General features: G+C 72.8%; 20 protein-coding genes. 9 read left to right on the forward strand and 11 right to left on the reverse strand.

What is annotated here, in order from left to right; genetic code table 11:
- Nucleotides 1-30: 30 nt before the first annotated feature.
- Genes ACQPZA_RS15185 through ACQPZA_RS15210 form a run of 6 tightly spaced genes read left to right on the forward strand, consistent with a single transcriptional unit; the run spans nt 31 to nt 7931 of the window.
- Entirely contained in the window at nt 31-1095 is a 1065-nt protein-coding gene (locus ACQPZA_RS15185; protein ID WP_433281574.1) for a 2,3-butanediol dehydrogenase, read from the forward strand.
- Nucleotides 1096-1138: 43 nt separating this feature from the next.
- Entirely contained in the window at nt 1139-2116 is a 978-nt protein-coding gene (locus ACQPZA_RS15190) for a zinc-dependent alcohol dehydrogenase (RefSeq protein WP_433281576.1), read from the forward strand.
- Nucleotides 2116-3186 (forward strand): zinc-dependent alcohol dehydrogenase, encoded by a 1071-nt coding sequence (locus ACQPZA_RS15195; RefSeq protein ID WP_433281578.1) that lies wholly within the window; start codon nt 2116-2118, stop codon nt 3184-3186. Before ACQPZA_RS15190 ends, ACQPZA_RS15195 begins: the two co-directional genes overlap by 1 nt.
- 4 nt (nt 3187-3190) lie before the next feature.
- Nucleotides 3191-4264: an ABC transporter permease gene (locus tag ACQPZA_RS15200; protein ID WP_433281580.1), complete on the forward strand. Its 1074-nt coding sequence runs from the start codon at nt 3191-3193 to the stop codon at nt 4262-4264.
- Between the two features lie 31 nt (nt 4265-4295).
- Nucleotides 4296-5411: a substrate-binding domain-containing protein gene (locus ACQPZA_RS15205; RefSeq protein ID WP_433281582.1), complete on the forward strand. Its 1116-nt coding sequence runs from the start codon at nt 4296-4298 to the stop codon at nt 5409-5411.
- Between the two features lie 21 nt (nt 5412-5432).
- Nucleotides 5433-7931: an ATP-binding cassette domain-containing protein gene (locus ACQPZA_RS15210; RefSeq protein WP_433281584.1), complete on the forward strand. Its 2499-nt coding sequence runs from the start codon at nt 5433-5435 to the stop codon at nt 7929-7931.
- A gap of 131 nt (nt 7932-8062) precedes the next feature.
- Here the strand turns inward: ACQPZA_RS15210 and ACQPZA_RS15215 are convergent, their stop codons facing one another.
- Nucleotides 8063-8290, reverse strand: coding sequence for a zinc-binding dehydrogenase (locus tag ACQPZA_RS15215; RefSeq protein WP_433281586.1), 228 nt, complete (start codon nt 8288-8290; stop codon nt 8063-8065).
- A gap of 63 nt (nt 8291-8353) precedes the next feature.
- Entirely contained in the window at nt 8354-9079 is a 726-nt protein-coding gene (locus tag ACQPZA_RS15220) for an alcohol dehydrogenase catalytic domain-containing protein (RefSeq protein WP_433281588.1), read from the reverse strand.
- Between the two features lie 235 nt (nt 9080-9314).
- Between ACQPZA_RS15220 and ACQPZA_RS15225 the strand changes: the two genes are divergently transcribed.
- The gene (locus ACQPZA_RS15225) at nt 9315-10961 is read left to right on the forward strand and encodes a helix-turn-helix domain-containing protein (protein ID WP_433281590.1); all 1647 of its coding nucleotides are present in this window, start codon (nt 9315-9317) and stop codon (nt 10959-10961) included.
- A 53-nt stretch (nt 10962-11014) separates the two neighbouring features.
- On the opposite strand, the gene ACQPZA_RS15230 is transcribed toward ACQPZA_RS15225, so the two are convergent.
- Together ACQPZA_RS15230 and ACQPZA_RS15235 are read right to left on the reverse strand one after the other, a co-directional pair.
- Nucleotides 11015-12169, reverse strand: a complete 1155-nt coding sequence (locus ACQPZA_RS15230) for an acetate/propionate family kinase (protein WP_433281592.1) — start codon at nt 12167-12169, stop codon at nt 11015-11017.
- Entirely contained in the window at nt 12157-14553 is a 2397-nt protein-coding gene (locus ACQPZA_RS15235; RefSeq protein ID WP_433281594.1) for a phosphoketolase family protein, read from the reverse strand. Before ACQPZA_RS15235 ends, ACQPZA_RS15230 begins: the two co-directional genes overlap by 13 nt.
- 552 nt (nt 14554-15105) lie before the next feature.
- On the opposite strand from ACQPZA_RS15235, the gene ACQPZA_RS15240 reads away from it, so the two are divergent.
- Nucleotides 15106-15390, forward strand: a complete 285-nt coding sequence (locus ACQPZA_RS15240; protein WP_433281596.1) for an SHOCT domain-containing protein — start codon at nt 15106-15108, stop codon at nt 15388-15390.
- Nucleotides 15391-15413: 23 nt separating this feature from the next.
- Nucleotides 15414-16316: a universal stress protein gene (locus tag ACQPZA_RS15245; RefSeq protein ID WP_433281598.1), complete on the forward strand. Its 903-nt coding sequence runs from the start codon at nt 15414-15416 to the stop codon at nt 16314-16316.
- 96 nt (nt 16317-16412) lie between these two features.
- Here the strand turns inward: ACQPZA_RS15245 and ACQPZA_RS15250 are convergent, their stop codons facing one another.
- The 7 genes from ACQPZA_RS15250 to ACQPZA_RS15280 all read right to left on the reverse strand — a co-directional run bounded on the left by ACQPZA_RS15250 (nt 16413) and on the right by ACQPZA_RS15280 (nt 21828).
- Complete coding sequence (locus ACQPZA_RS15250) at nt 16413-17294, reverse strand: universal stress protein (protein ID WP_433281600.1); 882 nt, start codon at nt 17292-17294, stop codon at nt 16413-16415.
- 115 nt (nt 17295-17409) lie between these two features.
- Nucleotides 17410-18219 carry an Acg family FMN-binding oxidoreductase gene (locus ACQPZA_RS15255; protein ID WP_433281602.1) on the reverse strand — a complete coding sequence of 270 codons (810 nt, stop codon included), beginning with the start codon at nt 18217-18219 and terminating at the stop codon, nt 17410-17412.
- Between the two features lie 95 nt (nt 18220-18314).
- Nucleotides 18315-18962 (reverse strand): response regulator, encoded by a 648-nt coding sequence (locus ACQPZA_RS15260; protein WP_433281604.1) that lies wholly within the window; start codon nt 18960-18962, stop codon nt 18315-18317.
- Between the two features lie 133 nt (nt 18963-19095).
- Nucleotides 19096-19554: a pyridoxamine 5'-phosphate oxidase family protein gene (locus tag ACQPZA_RS15265; RefSeq protein ID WP_433281606.1), complete on the reverse strand. Its 459-nt coding sequence runs from the start codon at nt 19552-19554 to the stop codon at nt 19096-19098.
- Nucleotides 19555-19617: 63 nt separating this feature from the next.
- Nucleotides 19618-20088, reverse strand: coding sequence for a CBS domain-containing protein (locus tag ACQPZA_RS15270; RefSeq protein WP_433281608.1), 471 nt, complete (start codon nt 20086-20088; stop codon nt 19618-19620).
- 122 nt (nt 20089-20210) lie between these two features.
- Nucleotides 20211-20393: a MerR family DNA-binding transcriptional regulator gene (locus ACQPZA_RS15275; RefSeq protein WP_169394846.1), complete on the reverse strand. Its 183-nt coding sequence runs from the start codon at nt 20391-20393 to the stop codon at nt 20211-20213.
- 550 nt (nt 20394-20943) lie between these two features.
- Nucleotides 20944-21828 (reverse strand): universal stress protein, encoded by an 885-nt coding sequence (locus ACQPZA_RS15280; protein WP_433281611.1) that lies wholly within the window; start codon nt 21826-21828, stop codon nt 20944-20946.
- Nucleotides 21829-22000 lie beyond the last annotated feature (172 nt).

A 22000-nucleotide genomic window follows, 5' to 3' on the forward strand; every position in this document is an offset into this window, starting at 1 on the left:
TTGACGGACCCGCCAACACAGGAGTTGACGATGCGAGCCGCCGTCTACCACGGCAAGAACGACGTCCGGGTCGAGGAGGTCGCCGAACCGGGCCCGCTCGGTCCGCGAGAGGTGCGCCTGCGGCCCTACCTCTCCGGAATCTGCGGCACGGACCTGCACGAGTACGCGGCCGGTCCGATCGTCATCCCGACCGCCCCGCACCCGCTGACGGGCGCGGCCGCCCCGCAGGTGCTCGGTCACGAGTTCTCCGGCGAGGTGCTGGAGGTCGGCGGTGAGGTGACCGGGGTCCGCGCCGGCGACCGCGCCGCCGTGATGCCGCTGATCTACTGTGGACAGTGCTACTACTGCCTGCGCGGGCTGAACCACCTCTGCACGACGATGGCGTGCACGGGGCTCAGCTGGCAGGGCGGCGGGATCAGTGAGCAGGTGGTGGTTCCCGGCCACCAGGTCTGTCCGCTCCCCGGCTCGGTCAGTGACATCCAGGGCGCGCTGGTGGAACCGACCGCGGTGGCCGCGTACGGCGTGGACCGCACCGGGTTCCGCGCCGGTGACACGGTCCTCGTCACCGGCGCCGGACCGATCGGCGCGCTGGCCACGCTGTACGCGCACGCCGGCGGTGCCTCGACGGTCATCGTCAGCGAGCCGAACGCGAGGCGCCGGGCGCTGATCGAGGCCCTCGGTGTGGCCGTCGTGCTCGACCCGCTCGCCGACGACGTCCCGGACACGGTGCGTGCGCTCACCGGCGGGATCGGGGTGGACGTCGCCGCCGAGTGCTCCGGCTCGCAGGGCGGGCTGAGCGTCGCGCTGGCGAGCCTGCGCGCGCACGGCACGGCCACGCAGGTCGGGCTGCACGTCGCACCGGCGACGATCGACCCGATGGCACTGTCCAACCGGGACCTCTCGTTGATCGGCACCTGGTGCTATCCCGTGCACGACTTCCCCCGGATCACCGCGCTCATCGCGACCGGCAGGTTGCCGGTGGAGAAGGTGCTGACTGAGGTGATCGGCGTGGACGACATCGTCGCCCGGGGCTTCGAGCGCCTGCTGGACCCGGCCGGTGACGCCCAGAAGCTGCTGGTCCGGGTCGACTCGTGAAACACCTTGTGCCGCGGGCACCGGGGCATGGACTGGAGAACACATGAAGGCCTTGCGATTCGTCGGCGACTCCGCCGCTCGCGTCGAGGAGATCCCCGTGCCGGAGATCGGCCCGGACGAGGTGCTGGTGGCCGCGAGAACCGTGGGCGTCTGCCACTCCGACATCGAGCTGCTCGAGGGCCGCTACATCATCCCCTTCACGTACCCGTTGATCCCGGGGCACGAATGGGCCGGTGAGATCGTGGCGGCCGGCTCGGCCGTCACGGGTCTCCGGGAGCACGACCGGGTGGTCGGCGAGTGCGTGATCGGTGCCGACCACTTCGGGTTCAGCATCAGCGGCGCCGCCGCCGAATACTTCGTGGCGCGCCCGGAGTGGCTGCACCCCCTTCCGGACTCCATGAGCTGGACGCAGGGCGCGCTGGTGGAGCCGTTCAGCTGCGGGTACCACGCCACCCGCCGGGCGGGCGATCTCGACGCGAGCGACACGGTCGCGGTGCTGGGAGCGGGCCCGATCGGCCTCGGCGTGGTGGCCGCGGCCGTCGGCCGTCGCGCGCGGGTGATCGTGGCGGAGCCGAATGCGGACCGGGCCGACCTGGCACGGCGGCTCGGGGCCGAGGTGTGCCTGGACCCGACGGCGGACGGGTTCGTGGACGACGTCATGGAGCACACCGGCGGTCGCGGCGCGGACGTGGTGATCGAGGCCAGCGGGAAGCCGAGCGCGATGGCCGCGGCCCTGGAGATCGCCGCGTTCCGGGCCCGGCTGGTGAACGTCGGCATCGACGTCGGCGGGTCGGCTCCGGCGCGACTCGGGTTGATCCAGTCGAAGGAGCTGCAGGTGCGCGGCACCATCGGCTCGCCGGGGGTCTGGCCACAGACGCTGCGGTTCCTGGCCCGCACCGGTGTCGACCTCTCTCCGCTCGTCACCACGTGCGTGCCGCTGGCCGAGGCCGACAAGGCCGTGGAGCTGGCCCGGACCGATCGGGACCAGGTGAAGGTGCACATCACGATGGAGCAGGCGTGATGGCCGCCGCGACCATGCGCGCCGCCGTCTACCACGGCGCCGGGGACGTGCGGATCGAGGAGCGCGCGGTGCCGGTCGCCGGCCCGCGCCAGGTGCTGGTCCGGGTCACGCGCTCGGGCATCTGCGGCACCGATGCCGGCGAGTACCAGCACGGCCCGGGCATGTTCCCGGTGCACCGCCGGCACCCGGCCAGCGGGCATCTGGGACCGATGGTGCTCGGCCACGAGTTCATCGGCGAGGTGGTCGAGCACGGGGAAGACGCCGCGTTCCTCGCCGGGCGCCGTGTCGCGACCGGCGCCGGCGTGTCCTGCGGTGACTGCTCATGGTGCCTCGCCGGCCGGACCAACCTCTGTGCCCGCTACTGGACGCTCGGTCTCAGCGCCGACGGCGGTCTCGCCGGGTACGCGGCGGTGCCCGCGTCGACCTGCGTACCGATTCCGGACGCCTGTCCGGACGACGCCGCCGGGCTCGCTCAGCCGCTCGCGGTGGGCCTGCACGCCGCCCGCCGGGCAGATGTCACACCGGGGGAGACGGTGGTGCTGGTCGGTGCGGGTGCGATCGGCTCGTTCATCCTCTGCGGGCTCACCGGGAGCCGACCGGGACGGATCATCGCGCTCGACGTGGACAACGCCCGGCTGGCCACGGCCCGCGCGCTCGGCGCGACGGAGACCTACGACGTATCCACGCGCGACCCGGTGGATCTCGTGCGCGATCTGACCGGCGGCGAGGGTGCTCCGCTCGTGATCGAGGCCAGCGGGGTGTCCGGCGCTGCGCAACGGGCCGTGCGGATGACCGCCCGGGGCGGCCGGGTGCTGCTGGTCGGGCTCGCCCACGGCCCGCAGGACCTCGACCTCGCCGACGTGATCCTGCGCGAGGTCGACCTGCGCAGCACCGTCGCGCACGTGTGCGGTGAGGACATCCCGGCCGCACTGCGCCTGCTGACGGCCGACGGCATCGCCGAGCACCTGCTGGAGCGCGTCATCGGCCTGGACGCGCTGGTGCCCGACGGTCTGGACGCCCTCGTCGATCGCCGGGCCACCGGGAAGATCCTGGTGGACCCGTGGCGCTGAGAACATGAGCGATACGGCAAAGGACTCCATGCCGGCCACCGCAGCCGATCCCTCGCCCATCGCCGGACCGTCGGCGGTCACCGGCGGCATCGGCGGGCTGCTGCGGTCGGGCCGTGCCTCCCGCGGCCTGGTCACGATCCTGGGCGCGACGATCCTGCTGTTCCTGGTCAGTCTGGTCGCCCAGCCGGACAGCCTCAGCCGCAGCTCGCTGCAGGGAATGCTGCCGTTCGCCGCGGTGCTGGCCGTCATCGCGCTGGGCCAGACCCTGGTGGTGCAGCAGGCCGGCATCGACCTCTCGGTGCCGGGCACCGTCTCACTGGCTGTGGTCCTGGTGACGCACGTCCCCGACGGCGACAGCGGGAAGCTGCTGCCGGCGGTGCTGCTGGCGCTCCTGGCCGGACTGCTGGCCGGCCTGCTCAACGGGCTGGTGGTCAGCCGGTTGGGCATGCCCGCGATCGTGACGTCCCTCGGCACGAACGCGCTGCTCTACGCGGTGGTGCTGGGGGTCTCCGGCGGCTCGCCGACCAGCACCACCGACGCGATGCGCACGATCGCGACCGGGGCCCTGCTCGGGCTGCCGCACGCGGTCTGGTTCGCGGCCTTGCTCACCGCCGGGACCGGCTTCCTGGTCAAGCGGTCGGTGGCGGGGCGCCGTTTCGAGGCGGTTGGCGACAACCCGGTGGCAGCCGGCCTCGCCGGCCTGCGCGTCAAGCGCCACCAGCTCGCGGCCTACGTGTGGGCATCGCTGCTCTACACGGTCGCCGGCATCCTGCTCGCCGGGATCGTGACCACCCCCAGCGCCTTCCAGGGCGACTCCCAGCTCCTGCCGTCGGTTGCCGCGGTGGTGCTCGGCGGCACGTCGCTGCTCGGCGGCAAGGGCAGTGCTGTCGCCAGTGTGGTCGCCGCGCTGTTCCTCTCCCAGCTCAACCAGCTCGTGCTCACCCTCGGCGTCAACCCCGCCACCGGCAACATCGTCCAGGCGCTGGCGCTGGCCGCCGGGGTGGCGATCTACACGATCGACTGGCCCGCCGTCCGTGCCCGGCTGCGCCGCGGGCGTCCCCGCAGCGCCGTGGCCTGACCACGGCCTCCCGAGATCGAGGAAGATCCCCATGCCCACCCAGATCGTGCGGCGAACGGCGGTGGCCTGCCTGGGCGTGCTGGCCCTGACCCTGGCCGCGTGCTCGATCAACACGACCGGCCACCACCCGGCCCCGGCCGTCCCGGGCCGTCCGCTCAACGCCGACGTGCCGTCGTGGTGCGGGCCGAACCCGGTCTCGTTCGCGCTCGCCGACGGCTTCGGCGGCAACAACTGGCGCAAGGTCGCCCTCGGCGAGACCAAGGCCGAGATCGCGAAGTGCCCGAGCGTGACCTCCTTCTCCTACACCGACGGCCAGAGCAACACCCAGAAGGCGGTCTCCGACATCCAGGGGCTGGTGGCGAAGGGCGCCCAGGCACTGGTGGTCTTCCCGGACGCGGGGCAGGCGATGCTGCCCGCCCTGCGCAGCGCGTACCGCGCGGGCGTGATCACCGTGCCGTACCGGATCAGCCCGGGCGGGCGGCCCGGCACCGACTACGACGCCTTCGTCAGCACCGACTTCCGGCAGGTCGGGGTGCTCTGGGCGCAGTGGCTGGTGAAGGCCCTGCACGGCAAGGGGAACGTGCTCAACCTGGGCGGCCCGTCCGCGAACTCGCAGAGCCTCGCGGAGTACCAGGGGATGCAGAGCGTGCTGGCGACGTACCCGGACATCCACTTCGTGGGCAACACCCCGTACGAGGTGACGAACTGGGACGCCGCACAGACCCAGCAGGTGATCACGGCGGCGCTGGCGAAGTACCCGGAGATCGACGCGATCACCACCGACTTCGGCTCGGCACTCGCGAGCTCGTTCCCGGCCTTTGCGCAGGCCGGCCGCCAGATCCCGGCGATCGCCACCGAGGACGCCAACCAGCTGGCCTGCGACTGGCAGCAGCAGAAGGACGCCGGGCACGAGTTCCCGCTGTTCACGGTCTCCTCACAGAACGCGATGCCCCGCCTGGCCGTCGACAACGCGGTGGCGCGGGCCAGTGGCGGCGTCATTCCGCGGTCGACCGTGTACCCGCAGAGCGCGTTCGAGGACTCCCTCTCCGGGATGCCACATCCGGTCACCTGCGACGCAGCGCTGCCGATGGACGCCTTCGTGTCCAGCAGCCTCAGCGCGGCCGACCAGATCGCCGCACTCCAGTAACCCCGACAGCGAGGAGCGGACATGCCGGCGACGACCCGGACCACCACCCCGGCCCTGAGCCTGACCGGGGTCACCAAGACCTACGGAGCGGTACGCGCGCTCACCGACGTCTCGCTCGATGTGCTCCCCGGCCGGGTGCACGCGCTGCTCGGCGAGAACGGCGCGGGCAAGTCGACGCTGATGGGGGTGGCCTCGGGTTCGGTGCAGCCCGACCACGGCGACATCAGCGTCGACGGCGAGCAGGTGCCGGGCCTGACCGCCGACGCCGCCACGCGGATGGGCATCGCGATCGTGCACCAGCACCCGGCCGTCCTGCCCGACATGACGGTGGCGGAGAACATCCGGGTGGCGGTGCCGGCGGGACGGATGTCCACGGGTGGGAGCACCCGGGCGTGGATGGCCGATCTCCTGCGCACCGTCGGCTCGACCGTGCGGCTGCACGACCGGGTGGACGGGCTCGGGGTGGCCCAGAAGCAGCTGCTGGAGGTGGCCAAGGCGGTGGCGCTGGAGCCGAAGGTGCTGATCCTGGACGAGCCGACGGCGCCGCTGGGCGCGGACCAGACGGAGATGCTGTTCGAGCAGGTCAGGAAGGCGACGGCCCGCGGCTGCGCGGTCGTCTACATCACCCACCGCATGGCCGAGGTCCGCCGCATCGCCGACGAGGTGACCGTGCTGCGCGACGGCAGCGTCCGGGGCACCAGCCGCGTCGCCGACATCGACGACGACGCGTTGCTGCGGATGATCATCGGCCGCGAGCTCGCCGCGGCCTTTCCGGCCAAGCACCCGCCATCGGACGACGCCCCCGAGGTGCTGGACGTGACGGGACTGTCGGGGGAGGGGTTCCACGACGCCTCGATGAGCGTGCGGCGCGGGGAGATCGTCGGCCTGGCCGGCATCGTCGGCAACGGGCAGAGCGAGTTCCTGCGCGCGCTCGCCGGGCTGGTGCGCAGCACCGGGCGCATCACCCTCGACGGGCGGCCGATCGCGGGACGTGCGCTCGTCGACGCCACGGCCTACATGCCGGCCGACCGGCACGCCGAGGCCCTCATGACGACCATGTCGGTGCGGGAGAACGCAGCCGTGAGCGCGCTGCCGGCGCTGGCCACCGCCGGTGTGGTGGACCGCGTGCGGGAGCGGGCCGCCGTGGACGAGGAGGTGCGCAGGCTGGCGGTGAAGACGGCCTCCATCGACACCGACGTCATGGCGCTGTCCGGCGGCAACCAGCAGAAGGTGGTGCTGGCCCGCGCTCTGCTGGCCGGTCCGAAGATCCTGCTGGCCGACGAGCCGACGCAGGGCGTGGACGTCGGGGCGCGGGCGGAGATCTACCAGATCATGCGGGACGTGGCCGCGTCCGGCGTGCCGGTCGTCGTGGTCTCCTCCGACGCCAAGGAGCTGGAGGGCCTGTGCGACCGGGTGGTCGTCTTCTCCCGGGGACATGTGGTCGGCGAGCTCGACGGGGACGAGGTCACCGAGGAGAACATCACCAGCACGGTGGTCGGCGCCGTCACCCTGCGCAGGCAGGAGTCCGGACCCGCCGCGGAGAGCGGGGGCGGTTCGCGGCTGCGACGCCTGGCCAAGGGCGACTACGCCCCGAGCGTCGTCCTGGCGCTGGTCATCCTCGCGCTCGGGGCCTACACGTTCGCGCACAACACGCGCTACCTCGCGCCGTTCAACGTGTCCTCGGTGCTCACCCTGCTCAGCGCCCTGGCCTTCATCTCCATGGGGCAGACGGTGGTGATCATGACCGGCGGCATCGACCTCTCCCTCGGGCCGCTGGCCGGGCTCCTGGTGGTGATCGCGTCCTTCTTCCTCGTCGACGGTGCGACCGCGGGCACGATCGTCCTGGCGTTGGTGATCATGATCGTGGTGGCCGCGGCGAGCGGGCTGCTCAACGGCGTGCTGGTGCGCTACGGCGGGTTCACGTCGGTGGCCGCCACACTCACCCTCTACATCGGGTTGCAGGGCGTGTCGTTGCTGCTGCGCCCGTTCCAGGCCGGGTTCATCAGCACGGGGATCACTGACCTGATCACCGCCACCACAGGCTCCGTGCCACTGGCGTTCATCGCCGCCGTCGTGGTGGCCGTCGGCCTGGAACTGGCCCTGCGGCTCACGCCGTGGGGGCGCGGCCTGCGTGCGGTCGGCTCGCACGAGGACTCGGCCCGCCGGCTCGGGGTGAAGGTGAACCGCGCGCACGTGCTGGCCTACGTCGTCGCGGGCCTGCTCACCTTCCTGGGCGCGCTCCTGCTGATGGCCCAGATCGGGGTCGGCGACGCCACCCAGGGCGTGAGCTACACGCTGTCCAGCATCACCGCGGTGGTGCTGGGCGGGGCGAGCCTGCTGGGCGGGCGCGGCTCGTTCATCGGCACGCTGCTGGGCGCGGCGTTGATCCAGCAGGTGCTCAACGCGACGACGTTCCTCGACCTCGGCCAATCATGGCAGTACTTCTTCCAGGGCTTCCTCATCCTGGTCGCCGCCGCCGTCTACACCCAGGCCCGCCTGCGGTCCCGCCGCATGACCTGACCACAGCGGTCCGGTCGCCCTCCGGGCCGCTCGACGTCGCCGCTCACGGGAGGGGATCGGTCCGGGAGCCGCCACGGGCGCCGTCTGGGGGGCGGGCGGCGCCCGTGGCGGCGTAGGGGATGAGGCTGTTGCTACCGCCGGACACGTGCTCCCGGATCGAGCACGTCGTCCGTGATGTCGACGACGATCTTGCCCGACCCGGTGCCCGTAGCCACGATCTTGTGGGCCTCGTCGATCGTCTCCAGGGTGAACCGGCGGGGATCGAGGAGCGGCGCGAGCACTCCCGCGTTGGCGAGGGCGGTGGCCTCCCGCAGGATCTCGCCGTGGTGGGCGCGCCCGCGGCCGGTCAGCATCGGCATCAGCGTGAACACCCCCGAGTAGGTCGCGCCGCGGAACGACAGGGGAGCGAGGCTGTGCGTTCCTCAGCCGAGCGCGCTCACCACGTGGCCCGTGTAGGTGCGGGGGGCCGCGAAGGACGCGTCGAGCACTGCGCCTCCGACGGTGTCGAAGACGACGTCGAATCCCTCGCCGCCGGTGTGCTCGGCGAGGTAGTCCTCCACCGCGGTGGTGTAGTCGATCGGCGTGGCGCCGAGGCGCGCGATGGTGTCGAGGCTGCGGGCCGACCCGGTCGCGAAGACATGGGCGCCGTGTGCTCGGGCGATCTGGACAGCCATCTGCCCGACGCCACCGCCCCCGCCGTGAACCAGCACGGTCTGTCCGAACCGCACCTGGGCCCGATCGACGAGAGCTTCCCACGCGGTGATGACCGCCAGCGGCAGCGCCGCGGCCTCGCGCAGGTCGAGGAATGCCGGCGCCGGGCCGAGCAACCGGGCGTCGACGGCCGCGTACTCGGCGAGCGAGCCCTGCAGTTCGCCGACGCCGCCGGTGAGCCCGTAGACGGGGTCACCCGGGGCGAAGCCCGTGACGTCCGCGCCGACCTCCTCGACCACGCCGGCGAGGTCCATACCGAGCACCGCGGGAAGCCGGAGGCGGGCGTGCCCCGCTTCCCCGGCCCGGATCTTGGTGTCCAGCGGGTTGACCCCGCTTGCGACGATCCTGACCAGTACCTGACCTGTGTCGGGGACCGGGCTCTCGATCTCGGTGACCGTGGGCGATTCACCGAACCGTTCCAGCACTGCTGCACGCATCGCGCTCGCCTCTCTCATCTTCTTGTCGAGCCCGGCACGACTGGACAACCTGGTGTGTGACCGAGTCTCGGCGCCGGTCACGGACAGGCCATCCACCGCTCGACTGGTCGTCCGGAACTGGCCGACCGTGACGGTGGGCTCCATCGAGGGGCGGGGCCTCGACCTGCTGCGCCGACTACTGTCGATGCTGCGTCCTCGCCGACATACGGTGACAGCCGAACCGGAGGGAGCAGCGATGCAGGAGCCGTCCGATCTCGGAGAGCTGGTGCGCGCCTTCCGCCACAACGCCGGCCTGACTCTCGAAGATCTGGCGGTGCGTTCCGGTGTGAGCGTGCGGGCGATCAGCGACATGGAACGGGGTCAGAGCAGGAACCCCCACGCGCGCACGGTGACGGCGCTCGCCGACGCGCTCGGTGTTCCCGACGACGAGCGGAAGCTTCTGCTGGCCGCCGCCAGGGGAGGCCGAGCCCGGCCCGCGCCGGCCCCGTTGTGTGAGCTCCCCCCGGACATCCCGGACTTCACCGGGCGCGCCGCTGCGCTCGCCATCGTCACCTCGGCACTGGCGGAGGGCCGCGGCCGTTCGGCTCCGGTCGTGATCGCCGGGGCGGCCGGGATCGGCAAGACGGCGCTGGCGGTGCGCAGCGCCTACGCCTCGCGCAACGAGTTCCCCGACGGGCGGCTGTTCTGCGACCTGCGCGGCAGCGACAGCGAACCACTCGACCCCTACGTGGTGCAGTTGCGCCTGATGCGCGCGGTCGGCGTCGACATCGACCGCATCCCCGCGCACCCCACCGACCGCGGCCAGCTCCTGCGGCGCACCCTGCGCGAACGGAAGATGCTGCTGCTCCTCGACAACGCGGCGGACGAGGCCCAGGTGCGGGGGCTGCTGCCCGACCCGGGCGGGACCGTGGCGCTCATCACGAGCAGGCGGAAGCTCGGCGGGCTCGACCACGCCCGGCGCCTCGCGCTCTGTCCGCTCAGCGACGCGGACGCCGCCGCGATGCTGCGCGCCGTCATCGAGCCCGACGCCACCGCGCGCCCTGAGCCCGAGCTCGAGCGGTGGGTCGCCCGGCTGTGCGGCAACTATCCACTCGCACTGCGGATCGCAGGCAACCGTCTGCTCAGCAGGCCCGGCTGGACCATCGAGACGATGGCTCGCCTGCTGGCCGACGAGGAGAGCCGGCTCGACCACCTGTCTGCGGGGGACCTGCAGATCCGCACCGCCTTCTCCGTGTCCTACGGCCAGCTCGACCCGGCCACCCGGCTCGTGTTCCGGCGGCTCGCACTGGTCCCCGGACCTGACGCGGGAGTCGCCGTGGCCTCCGTGCTGACCGAGCTGCCGGCACACGAGGTCGGCAAGCGCCTCGACGATCTCGTCGAGCTCGGGCTGCTCATGTCGGTCACCGACCAACGCGCCGGGTTCCACGACCTCATCCGGCTGTTCGCGCACGAACAGCTGATGGCCGAGGACAGTCACGCGGACGTCGAGGCGGCCCGCCGGCGGCTCGTCTCCTGGCTCCTCGCGACGGCCCGAGGCGCCGCCGACTGGTTCCAGCCCTCCCGCCGGGCCGACGACGACCAGCCCGATCCGCCGACCGTGTTCTACGAGCCGGTCTCCGCGCAGCGCTGGCTGGAGGTCGAGGGCGAGAACTGGCTCGGCGCACTGCGGCTGGCCTTCGCGATGGGCGACCACTCCGCGATCGTGCGCACCGTCGAGGCGCTGCAGCCGTTCTCCCGGATGTGGGTCAACTGGCGGTACTGGCCCGAGGTCTTCCAGCTCTCGGTCTCGGCGGCCTCCGCGCTGGGTGACCCTGAGCTGTCGGAGAGACACGGCCGGTACTGCGTCCGGGCAGAGGCGGCGAGGCAGGCCCAGGGGATGTGAGGTCCGCGGTCGCCCGACGGGCGGCCGCAGGCCCGTCCTGCTCGTCGGCGGCCCTACAGCGCACGCTGGAAGGCTGAGGACGGTCGTGGGCGCGCACCGAGCAGGTGGCGTACCTGCTCGGCGATCACCAGGTCCTCCCGGGTGTGCACCACCAGCGTGCGGGCGCTGCTCCCCGGGACGCTGATGTCGGTGTCGGTCTCCGCCGGCGCCGAGTCGTCGGCCCCGGGGTCGACCGCGAGCCCGAGGAAGCCCAGCCCGTCCACCGCCCGGCCGCGCAGCTCGGCGGCGTGCTCACCCACGCCGCCGCTGAAGACCAGCACGTCGAGTCCGCCGAGCGCCGCCGCCATCGCCGCGATCCCGGCTCGCAGGCGGTGCAGCCACACGTCCACCGCCAGCACCGCGTCCGGCTCCCCGATCCGTGCGGCCGCCAGTACGGCGCGCATGTCGGCGGAGCCGGCCAGTCCCACGAGACCGGAGTCGCGCTGCAGGGCGGTGCTCACCTCGGCCGCCGCGAGCCCCACGGTCTCGACCAGCCACAGGGGAACCGCGGGGTCGAGGTCGCCGCTGCGGCTCGCCATCACGAGCCCGGCGGTCGGGGTGAACCCCATCGTGGTGTCGGCCGAGTGCGGCTCGTCGGCCACCCACTCGACGGCACACAGCGACGCCCCCGAACCGAGGTGGGCGACCACCGTGCGCAGGCCCGGACCGGCGAGGGCGGCCACCCGCCGGGCGGCCCACTCGTGCGCCAGCCCGTGGAAGCCGTACCGGCGCACCCCGAACTCGGTACGCCACCGCTGCGGCACCGCGTAGGTGGACGCGGCGGCGGGCAGGGTGGCGTGGAAGGCCGTGTCGAAGCAGGCGACCGCGGGGACATCGGGCAGGGCGGCGCGGGTGGCGCGCATCGCCGCGAGCGCGGGTGGCTGGTGCAGCGGGGCGAGCGCGGTCAGGCGGTCCAGCTCGTCGAGCACCGCGTCGTCCACCCGCACCGGCCCGCGGAAGACCTGGCCACCGTGCACCACCCGGTGCCCGACGGCGTCGATCGCGCCCAGCTCACCGATCGCGTCCTCGAGCGCGCCCGACTGCGGGCGCCCGCGGTCGGCGGGCAGGTCGACGCGGTGCACGAGCGCGTCGTGGGCGTCGAGCAGCCGGACCTTCACGGTGCTCGAGCCCGCATTGACCACGAGGACCCGCACGGTCAGCCCGTCCACACCCAGTCGCGCACGTCCGGGGCGTCCTCGCCCGTCCGGCGCGTGTGTGCGCGGCAGCGCATCCGCTCGTCGAACATGTGCTGGCGCAGGGCCGCGTACCGGACGCCCAGGTCGGGCACCCGGTCGATCACGTCGGCCACGAGGTGGAACCGGTCGAGGTCGTTGAGCATCAGCATGTCGAACGGGGTGGTGGTGGTCCCCTCCTCCTTGTAGCCGCGCACGTGCAGGTCCTCGTGGTTGTGCCGGCGGTAGGTGAGGCGGTGGATCAGCCACGGGTAGCCGTGGAAGGCGAAGATCACTGGGGTACCGGGCGGGAAGAGCGCGTCGTACTCCCGGTCGGACAGGCCGTGCGGGTGCTCGCCGGCGTTCTGCAACCGCATCAGGTCCACCACGTTGACCACCCGTACCCGAAGCTCGGGCAGGTGCCGGCGAAGCAGGGACACCGCGGCGAGCGTCTCCAGGGTCGGCACGTCCCCGCAGCAGGCCAGCACGACGTCGGGCACCGTTCCCGCGTCGTTGCTCGCCCATTCCCAGAGCCCGATCCCACGGCTGGCGTGTGCCAGCGCGGCGTCGGGGGCGAGCCACTGCGGTGCGGGTTGCTTGCCCGCGACGACGACGTTGATCTGGTCGCGGCTGCGCAGGCAGTGGTCCATCACCGACAGCAGGGTGTTGGCGTCCGGCGGGAGGTAGACCCGGACGATCTCGGACTTCTTGTTCACGACGTGGTCGATGAAGCCCGGGTCCTGGTGGGAGAAGCCGTTGTGGTCCTGGCGCCAGACGTGGCTGGTGAGCAGGTAGTTCAGCGACGCGATCGGGCGCCGCCAGGGGATCGACCGGCTCACCTTGATCCACTTGGCGTGCTGGTTGAGCATCGAGTCGATGATGTGGATGAACGCCTCGTAGCAGGTGAAGAGCCCGTGCCTGCCGGTGAGCAGGTAGCCCTCCAGCCAACCCTCGCTCAGGTGCTCCGAGAGCACCTCGAGCACCCGTCCGTGGGGGTTCTGGTGCTCGTCGGTCGCCAGCAGCTCGCCCTCGAACTGGCGGTCGGTCACCTCGAACACGTCCTGCAGCCGGTTCGACGCCACCTCGTCCGGGCCGACCAGGCGGAAGTTCGACGGGTTGGCGCGGATGACGTCGCGCACCCAGCCACCGAGCACGCGGGTCGCCTCGGCGGTGGCGCCGCCGGGCTCCGGCACGTCCACCATGTGCTTGCGGAAGTCGGGCAGCCGCAGTGGCTCCAGCAGCTCGCCGCCGTTGGCATGGGGGCTGGCACTCATCCGTCGCTCGCCCACCGGGGCCAGCGCCCGCAGCTCCGGTACGGGACCGCCCTCGGCGTCGAAGAGCTCCTGCGGCCGGTAGGAGCGCATCCACTCCTCCAGCTGTGCCAGGTGCGCGGGGTCCTCACGCACCCTGGCGAGGGGCACCTGGTGCGCCCGCCACGTCCCCTCGACCGGGAGACCGTCGACCACCGCGGGACCGGTCCACCCCTTCGGGCTGCGCAGTACCAGCACCGGCCAGCGGGGCCGCTCGGTGAGCTCGCCGCGTGCCGCCCGGGCGCGGATTCCGGCAATGCTGGTCATGATCCGGTCCATGGCCGCCGCCATCCGCGCGTGCACGGCCACGTGGTCCTCGTCGGCGGCGATCTCGACGACGAACGGCTCGTGGCCGTACCCCTCCAGCAGCGCGAGCAGCTCCCGCTCCGGGATGCGGGCCAGCACCGTGGGGTTCGCGATCTTGTACCCGTTGAGGTGCAGGATCGGCAGCACCGTGCCGTCGGAGACCGGGTTGAGGAACTTGTTGGCGTGCCAGGACGCGGCCAGCGGCCCCGTCTCGGCCTCACCGTCGCCGATCACACACGCCACGAGCAGGCCCGGGTTGTCCAGCGCGGCCCCGTAGGCGTGCGCCAGCGAGTAGCCGAGCTCGCCACCCTCATGGATGGACCCCGGGGTCTCCGGAGCCGCGTGGCTCGGGATGCCACCGGGGAAGGAGAACTGCCGGAACAACCTGGCCATACCGGCCACGTCCCGCGAGACGTCGGGGAAGCGCTCGGTGTAGGTGCCCTCCAGCCACGCCGTGGCCACCACCGCCGGCCCGCCGTGTCCGGGCCCCGTCACGAACAGCGTGTCGATGCCGCGTCGCTTGATCACGCGGTTGAGGTGGGCCCACAGGAATGTCAGTCCCGGTGTCGTCCCCCAGTGCCCGAGCAGCCGGGGCTTGATGTCCTCCGGCCGTAGCGGGTGCGTCAGCAGCGGGTTGTCCAGCAGGTAGATCTGGCCGACCGCGAGGTAGTTCGCGGCACGCCACCAGGCGTCGAGGCGATCGAGCTCGCCGCCGTCGGAGCGGCTCGCGACCGCGGAGTAGGTCCCGCCTGCTGTGACTGTCATGGGCCGGCTCCTGAGACTCGGGGTGTCGGGCGCTCGGAAGCCAGCCAAGTCCATGCCGCCCCGGGCCGAGAAGGGCCGAACGTCCCGTCCTCGGATTGGAAGCCTCCGGCCGCTACCGCGACGCGGGGGTTCGAGCCCTCCCGATCCGGACCCGGCTGTGGTCGTGCACGTCGCCTGCCGTGGTCGCGGTGCCTATCCGCACGCCGCTGTGGTCACGCACAACGCCGCGCGTTGTCGCGGTGCCGATCCAGGTTCCGCCGTGGTCGTACACGTTCCGAACCGAGGCCATGGCGCTCTCTCCTCAGACGAGCCACTCCGGTCCCGGGATGGTCGACCGTCCGAGGCGGTGAGGAGAAGAGGCCGAACGGCCCTACCCGCCCGGGACCCCCCGGCGCCGGGTGCCCGGACAGCTCCGAGGCCTGGTCCGCGAGTCCCGCGTGAGTGGGGACCTCCGGCGACCGTGACGGGCCGTCGTGCCCTGATCGCCGCGCGGTGGCCCGGAACAGGATGTCCCGGCCGGTCTGTGTGCCGCGGCCACGTGAGGAGGATCCGATGATGTACTGGTGGGGCAACCAGATGACCGCGTGGGGCTGGGTGTTGATGTCGGTGAGCTCGGTCGCGTTCTGGGCGTTGGTGATCGCCGTGATCGTCGCTCTGGGGCGCTACCTGCGGATCGGCGGCACGGACCGCCGCCCTGAGCAGTCCGCGCGCCCCAGCCCGGAACAGCTGCTCGCCGAGCGGTACGCCCGCGGAGAGATCGACGAGGCGGAGTATCTGCGACGGCTGGACACCCTCGAGGGAGCGGCCGGTGACTGGCGGTCGCCCAGCCGTCCCTGATGGCGAGCGGGAGGACAGCGCGGATGAACGTCGGTTCGACGGGAGCGAGCGCCCGCGGTTCCCGCCCGGTCGTCGTCGGGGTCGATCAGTCGGACTCCGCGCGCGACGCGGCCGAGTGGGCGGCGGACCTCGCCGCGGCGTGCAACGCGCCGCTGCGGCTGGTGCACGTCGGGCCCGGTGCACCGGCCGACGTGTTCGGCCCGTCGTCGCCGCCCTGGTTGAGCGAGTTGATGCGCGGCACCGAACGGGCCGGAGCCGACACCGACGTGGTGGAGACGGCGGGGGCGGTCGTCGACGTGCTCGTCGGCCAGGCGGCGGAGGCCCGCCTGCTCGTCCTCGGCAGCTACGGGGAGGGCGCCTGGACGGGGATGCTCGCCGGCTCCGTCGCGCGTGACCTGATCAACCGGGCCGCCTGCCCGGTCGCGGTGGTTCGAGGCGCCGCTCCACAGGTGCCGCCACCACGCAGTGGTCCCGTGGTGGTCGGGGTGGACGGTTCCGCGGCCGGACATGCGGCCCTGATGCTCGCCGCCGAGCTCGCGGAGTCCCTGGGCGTCCGGCTGGTGGCGATGCACGCGTGGACCGATGTGGTGGCCGGCCCCCACGGCGGGCCGCGGCAGCGCAGCGAGGACGACGCGACCCTCGCGGCCGAGGGCGGGAGTCTGCTCGACTCCGAGCTGGAGTTCGTCGCCGCGGCCCATCCGGCGCTGCCGACCGAGCGCTACCTCGTCGAGGACACCGCGTTGCGGGCCCTGCTGGATCGGGCCGGCGCGGCCCGGCTGCTGGTGGTCGGCCACCAGGGCCATCGTGAGGTCGACGGGCTGATGCTGGGATCGACGAGCACCGGGCTCGTCGAGTTCGCCCCGTGTCCGGTTCTGGTGGTGAAGCCCTCCGGTGTCAGGGGACCGGTGGGCGGAACCCGGGACTGAAGCCATGCCGACCAGGGTCGCGAGCCGCTGGGGAGCGCGAGTGGGCGAGCGTGGAACCGCTCGACCGCCGCGACCTGCTCTGAGGGGTCTGCCGCTTCACCAGAGCCGGCGCTCCGCGGACGCGACGAGCCCGGTCTCCCGGGGGAGGTGGGCGTGGGGGCTCACGACGGTGACGGGCACGCCGCAGCGGCGGAGGACCTGCCGGCTGGTGGATCCGAAGAGGACGCGGGCCGGCGCGGTGCGCCCGCGGGTGCCCAGGACGACCATGCGCGCCCGTACCGCGGCGGCGAGCAGTGCCGGCGCCGGTGGTCCGGGCACGATCCGCAGGTCGACCGGGACATCGGGGTAGCGGTCAGCCCAGGAGGTGAGCTGGTCGGCGAGGTCGTCCTGCACGGCGGGTTCCGTGTCGTGGCGCGGGCCACCGGCGTGCAGGACGAGGAGCCGGTCGCGGTGGCGCCGCGCCTCGCTGAACGCGACGTCGAGCACGGCCTCGTCGGTGGCGGGCTCGTCGACCCCGGCGAGCAGGGGGCGCCGGTCGGAGTGCCGGAGGCGGCCGCGTACGACGGTGACGGGGCAGCGCGCGCAACCGCTGACCTCGAGGGCGACGGAGCCGATGAGGATCTCGTGCGGGCGTTCTCCGCCGCCCATGCCGAGGACGAGGAGGTGGGCGTTCCCGGCGGCGTCGAGCAGGGCGTCGACGGGCGGCTGTTCCGTGCCGTGGGTCGAGCTGCGCAGGCCGGGTTCGGCGCGGCGGGCGACGGTGAAGGCGCGGGCCAGGATGTCCTGGGCGCGTCGCACCGCCGGTGCGTCGTGGCCCGCGGCGTAGGGGGCCGCGTGCACGATGCGCAGCGGGAGGCGGCGGAGCCGGGCCTCGGCCGCGGCCCAGCGGACGGCCTCCAGCGCGATCTGCGTGCCGTCGACCCCGACGACCACCGCGGGTTCGTCGAAGGTGGGGGCGCTGTGCTCCAGGGCGTTCATCGCGGTCACCTCGCTGTCACCTGCTGTCCGTGCCCGGAAGCGTGGCGTACCGGGGCCGGGGACGGCAGGACCGCTCGACCCCGATCCGGGGGCCCAGGGACCCGGATCCCGCTGCTCACGTCCGGCTGCTCTCCGGGTCGAGCACGTCGGAGACCTCCCGGCGGGGCGTGGCGGCGACGGGGTAGCCGCGCCCGATCCGCAGGACGGCCTGCGGCGGGCATGTATCGCCGATGAGCCGGCGCAGCTCGTCCCGGGTCTGGCGCACCTCCACGACGTGGGACAGGAAGGAGACGGCGAGCCCCTCAGCAGTGGCGGTGAGCAGGATCCGTTCCAGCGCCAGCCCGGCGTGGACGTCCCCCAGCGCGCCGCTGAGCTGGGCGGTCAGCACCGCGAGCACCGGCTCGGTCTCGAAGTCCTTGCCGGGTGGCCGCGCCGGACCGGAGCCGCCGCGGAAGTCGCGCAGCACCCACCGGTCCTGGGGTTCGGAGAGCGGGCCGCCTGCCGTTGCGGGGACCCCGTCGCGGCGTCCGGGTGGGGTCGCCGTCCACCGCTCGAGCTCGGCGCGGAAGTCCGGATCCGCCGTCTGGGCCCGGTACGCCCGGACCGACATCTGCTGCAGCCGGGTCCGGGCGGCCGGCTCGTCCACGACGTGCAACAGGCCGCCTTCCTCGCTCGCCGCGCGGCGGAGCTCGTACAACGCGGGTGGGGGCACCGGCTCGTCGCTGAACGGGTGCCGGTTCGTCCGGCGCAGGGGAACGGCGCGCAACAGCCGCAGCTGTTCGGGAGTGGCGCTCTTGCGCCCCCCGTGCCGGACGACGGCGAGGAGGCCGGGGTGGGCGCCGGCCGGGAGGATCGTGACGATCGGTCGGATGTCCTGGCCGTGCAGCGCCAGCCGCAGGTTGAACAATGCCGCCCCGCACGCCATGCGCAGCTCGCGAGGGCCGGCCCACGCCGGCCTGTGCGAGCAATGACAGTGCCCCCACCTCACCGTGCCCGCTACGGCCGAAGGACCTGCGCGGGTCAGCTTCCGTCGCGGCGGAGGTCCGCGGCGTAGACGGCTGCTTCGGTGCGGCGGGCGAAGCCGAGTTTGTGCAGGACCGAGGAGACGTAGTTCTTGACGGTCTTCTCGGCGAGGAACATCTCGGCGCCGATCTGGCGGTTGGTGAGCCCGTCGGCGATGAGGCCGAGGATGCGTCGTTCCTGGGGACTGAGCGATGCGTAGCGGGGGTCCGTGGGTTCGGTGCCGGTGCGCAGGCGTTCGAGGACGACGGCGGTGGCCTTCGGGTCGAGGAGTGAGCCGCCGCCGGCGACGATGCGGACGGCTCCGACGAGGTCGATGCCGGTGACCTGTTTGAGCAGGTAGCCCGACGCCCCGGCCATGATCGCGCCGAAGAGGGCCTCGTCGTCGGAGTAGGAGGTGAGCATGAGGCAGGCGGGGGGCGGGGTGAGGATGGAGCGGATGTCGCGGCAGACGGTGACGCCGTCGCTGTCGGGGAGGCGGACGTCGAGGATGGCGACGTCGGGTCGCAGGGCCGGCATGCGGGCCATGGCCTGGGCGCCGGTGCCGGCCTCGCCGACGACCTGGATGTCGTCCTCGGACTCGAGCAGCTGCGCGATGCCGCGGCGGACGATCTCGTGATCGTCGAGCAGGAACACGGAGATGGTCACGGCACCGGGCCTCTCATCGCTGGTTCACCCACGCTACTGCCACCGGACCGGGCGCTCCGACCGCGAACGACCCGGAACGCCGGGCCGAACGGCCCTGATCCGGTTCCGGACGGCCCGGCGGGCGTCCACAGCGCTACCGGCGGACCGGCACGTCGTCGGCCGTGCCGGTGGGGAGCAGCCGGCGACCGGTGAGGTGCTGCAGGGGGACGGCAACGACGTGGCCTGTGCGGCCTGGCGCCCACGACTCCGCCATGGTGGCGTCGAGTGCATCCAGGCGCTCGGGATCGACCACCTCGTACGCGTGGCCGACGCCGAGCACGCTCCAGCCGGTGTGTGTCACGGGATCGAGGTCGTCGGCCTGGAAACCGACGACCGTGCGGTGGGTGGCGGCGAAGGTCCGCCCGTCGGCGGTGCGGAAGAGGACCTCCTCACCGTCGAGGAGGTAGTTCACGGGATGGGCGGCGGGCATCGCGGCCTCCGTGAAGACGATCCGGCCGATGACGCCCGTGGCCAGCAGCCTCAGGCATTCCGTGCGGTCGAGCTCCACGAGTTCCGCTGCGCCCGCCGAACCGTTGAGGTCCGACGGGGTCATGCCGTCAGCCTCGATGCGGGCGCGTTCGTCCGGATAGGGCCGGATGCCCTCCACCGGAGCCCATCAGACCTCGATGCCGCACTGGCCGGCTGCCGGGGAGGTGACCGAGGCGAGCGAGCGGACGATGTCCGTCGCCGTGACGATCCCGACGAGCCGGGCGCCGTCGACGACCAGGACGGCGTCCGCGTGCTCGGCCTGCATCCGGCGCGCGGCGTCGGAGCGGCGAGCCGTGACCGGCAGCGGTTCGACCGGTCGTGTCAGATCCTCGACGTGCACGGCCGCCCGCGCGTCCGGCGAGCCGGACCCACGCGCGACGAAGCGGGCGATGTCGACCTCGAGGACCACGCCCCGGCACCGTTCACCCTCCAGCACCGGCAGGTGGCGCACGCCGGTGGTGGCCATCAGGCGCAGGGCGGTCGACAGCGGTGCGTCCGCGGTGATCCCGAGAAGGTGGGTGGTCATCAGCGCGGTGACGGGCGGGTCCTCGTCCACCGTCTCCGGTGGTGCCGCCAGGCGTTCTGGGCCGGTGCTCATGGTGCGTGGTCCCTCCATCCGGGTCGGGACCGATCCTCGACCGGCCCGGCAGGCCACGGCACGGGGCGGAGGGCCCGTTGATCCCTGCCGGAGGTCACACCTCTCGGGGAGTCGTTTCCGGGCTACTCGTCGCGCTTGCGCTGCCCCTTGAGCTGCTCGCGCACCCGTTCCACGGACCAGCGGTGGTGACCTCCGGGTGTCGTGACGTCCGGCGTGATCAACCCGTCGTTCACCCAGCGGATCACCGCACCGCGGGAGACACCCAGCGCTTTCGCCAGGTCTCCGGTGGTCACGAGGTCTTCCACGTTCACGACGTTAGGCGCTGCTCAGCGCGCGCGTCGCTGCTCGCGGTCGTTCGGGACGAACAGCCCTGGTTGCCACTATTTAGTACGATCATCGATGTTCGGTACTGTTATGAACGTTTGGAACGTTCTGGGGCCGGAGAGGGGGACGCGTGGACCACGACGAGCAGGACACAGAGGGGGGAGCGCTGTGGGTCACGGAGCTACCGGGGGGCAGGTGCGTGATCGGTACCGCTCCGGGAGCCCCTGAGGCACTGGAGGCGATCGACCGGGTTCGCGCGGAGGCTTCCTGTGACCGACCCTGCGCGTGACCCGTGGTGGGAGGTGGTCGAGCTGCTCTCCGTCATGCCGGACGTGTGCACGCGGCTGCTGGTCGTCCACATCGACGACGGGGACGGGTGGTGCGGCGAGTGCCGGACCCCCGGTCGCGGCACCGCCCATGTCCGCCACCCGTGCTCCCTCGCGACGCTGGCGACCGGTGCGCGGGACCGGTGGATGTCGCGGGTGAAGAGCGCCAGCAGCAACGTGGTCCCGTTGCTCGCCCGCTCCGCTGTCAGCCCAGCTCGGGGCGGACAACGGCAACCGGGCACGGTGCGTGGTGCAGCACCGCGTGGCTCACCGAGCCGAGCACGAGGCCCGTGAAGCCACCCCGTCCCCGTGAACCGACGACGACGAGCTGGGCGCCGCCGCACTGCCCGAGGAGGGCATGGGCCGGTCGGTCCTTCACCACGGCCCGCCGGACCTCGACGTGGGGGTACTTCTCGCTCCACCCCGCGAGCTGCTCGGCCAGCAACCGGCACTCGTCGGCCTCGACCGTCTCCCAGTCCACCAGCTGCCACACGGCCGGATCGGCGACGTAGTCCATCCAGGCGTGCACCGCCACCAGCGGCACCTGCCGGACGGCCGCCGCGTCGAAGGCGAAGGCCAGCGCCGTCTCGCTCGTCGGGGACCCGTCCACCCCCACGACGACGGGACCCTGGGGCGACGGCAGCTCACCGCGCACCACCACCACCGGGCAGGCGGCGTGGGCGGCCAGTGCCACGGCGACGGAACCGATGAGGAGACCGGTGAACCCACCCAGTCCGCGGTCCCCGACCACGACCAGTGCGGCACGCTGCGACTCCGCGGTGAGCACGGGGATCGGGAAGCCGTCGACCACCTCGTCGGTGATCTCGACGCCGGGTGCGGCCTCCGCGGCTGCCGCAGCCGCCTCGGCGATCTCCTTGCGGGTGCTCTCCAGCATCACCGTCCGGTAGCCCGCGCCCAGGCCGGGATCACCGATGTGTCCCGAGGCCCGCCAGCCGAAGGCACTGACCAGCCGAAGCCCTGTCCTGCGGCGCTCGGCCTCCCGGGCTGCCCAGCGTGCGGCCTCGAGTGCCGCCACCGAACCGTCGATACCGACCACGACCGGCGATCCCCAAGCCTGCGCGTTCTCCATCGCTCCCCCTCGTTCCGGTGTGCTCCCAGACTGGGCGGTAGGTGATCCCACCGGGAGCGGTCAGAGGTCCCGCCCGGACGGGGCGTTGGGCCCGATCTCGACCGTGCCGTCGTCGCATCAGCACGCCGTCGGGTCCCGTGAACCGGACGTAGTGCCCGTCGGGCCACGTAGC

This window comes from Pseudonocardia xinjiangensis (assembly GCF_050948425.1).
Lineage (GTDB): Bacteria > Actinomycetota > Actinomycetes > Mycobacteriales > Pseudonocardiaceae > Pseudonocardia > Pseudonocardia xinjiangensis.

Bases quoted from the DNA above. Each gene is read 5' to 3' on its own strand.
- ACQPZA_RS15185 (WP_433281574.1), top strand. From the start codon at position 31: ATGCGAGCCGCCGTCTACCACGGCAAGAACGACGTCCGGGTCGAGGAG.
- ACQPZA_RS15190 (WP_433281576.1), top strand. From the start codon at position 1,139: ATGAAGGCCTTGCGATTCGTCGGCGACTCCGCCGCTCGCGTCGAGGAG.
- ACQPZA_RS15195 (WP_433281578.1), top strand. From the start codon at position 2,116: ATGGCCGCCGCGACCATGCGCGCCGCCGTCTACCACGGCGCCGGGGAC.
- ACQPZA_RS15200 (WP_433281580.1), top strand. From the start codon at position 3,191: ATGAGCGATACGGCAAAGGACTCCATGCCGGCCACCGCAGCCGATCCC.
- ACQPZA_RS15205 (WP_433281582.1), top strand. From the start codon at position 4,296: ATGCCCACCCAGATCGTGCGGCGAACGGCGGTGGCCTGCCTGGGCGTG.
- ACQPZA_RS15210 (WP_433281584.1), top strand. From the start codon at position 5,433: ATGCCGGCGACGACCCGGACCACCACCCCGGCCCTGAGCCTGACCGGG.
- ACQPZA_RS15215 (WP_433281586.1), bottom strand. From the start codon at position 8,290: ATGCCGATGCTGACCGGCCGCGGGCGCGCCCACCACGGCGAGATCCTG.
- ACQPZA_RS15220 (WP_433281588.1), bottom strand. From the start codon at position 9,079: ATGCGTGCAGCAGTGCTGGAACGGTTCGGTGAATCGCCCACGGTCACC.
- ACQPZA_RS15225 (WP_433281590.1), top strand. From the start codon at position 9,315: ATGCAGGAGCCGTCCGATCTCGGAGAGCTGGTGCGCGCCTTCCGCCAC.
- ACQPZA_RS15235 (WP_433281594.1), bottom strand. From the start codon at position 14,553: ATGACAGTCACAGCAGGCGGGACCTACTCCGCGGTCGCGAGCCGCTCC.
- ACQPZA_RS15240 (WP_433281596.1), top strand. From the start codon at position 15,106: ATGATGTACTGGTGGGGCAACCAGATGACCGCGTGGGGCTGGGTGTTG.
- ACQPZA_RS15245 (WP_433281598.1), top strand. From the start codon at position 15,414: ATGAACGTCGGTTCGACGGGAGCGAGCGCCCGCGGTTCCCGCCCGGTC.
- ACQPZA_RS15250 (WP_433281600.1), bottom strand. From the start codon at position 17,294: ATGAACGCCCTGGAGCACAGCGCCCCCACCTTCGACGAACCCGCGGTG.
- ACQPZA_RS15255 (WP_433281602.1), bottom strand. From the start codon at position 18,219: ATGGCGTGCGGGGCGGCATTGTTCAACCTGCGGCTGGCGCTGCACGGC.
- ACQPZA_RS15265 (WP_433281606.1), bottom strand. From the start codon at position 19,554: ATGACCCCGTCGGACCTCAACGGTTCGGCGGGCGCAGCGGAACTCGTG.
- ACQPZA_RS15270 (WP_433281608.1), bottom strand. From the start codon at position 20,088: ATGAGCACCGGCCCAGAACGCCTGGCGGCACCACCGGAGACGGTGGAC.
- ACQPZA_RS15280 (WP_433281611.1), bottom strand. From the start codon at position 21,828: ATGGAGAACGCGCAGGCTTGGGGATCGCCGGTCGTGGTCGGTATCGAC.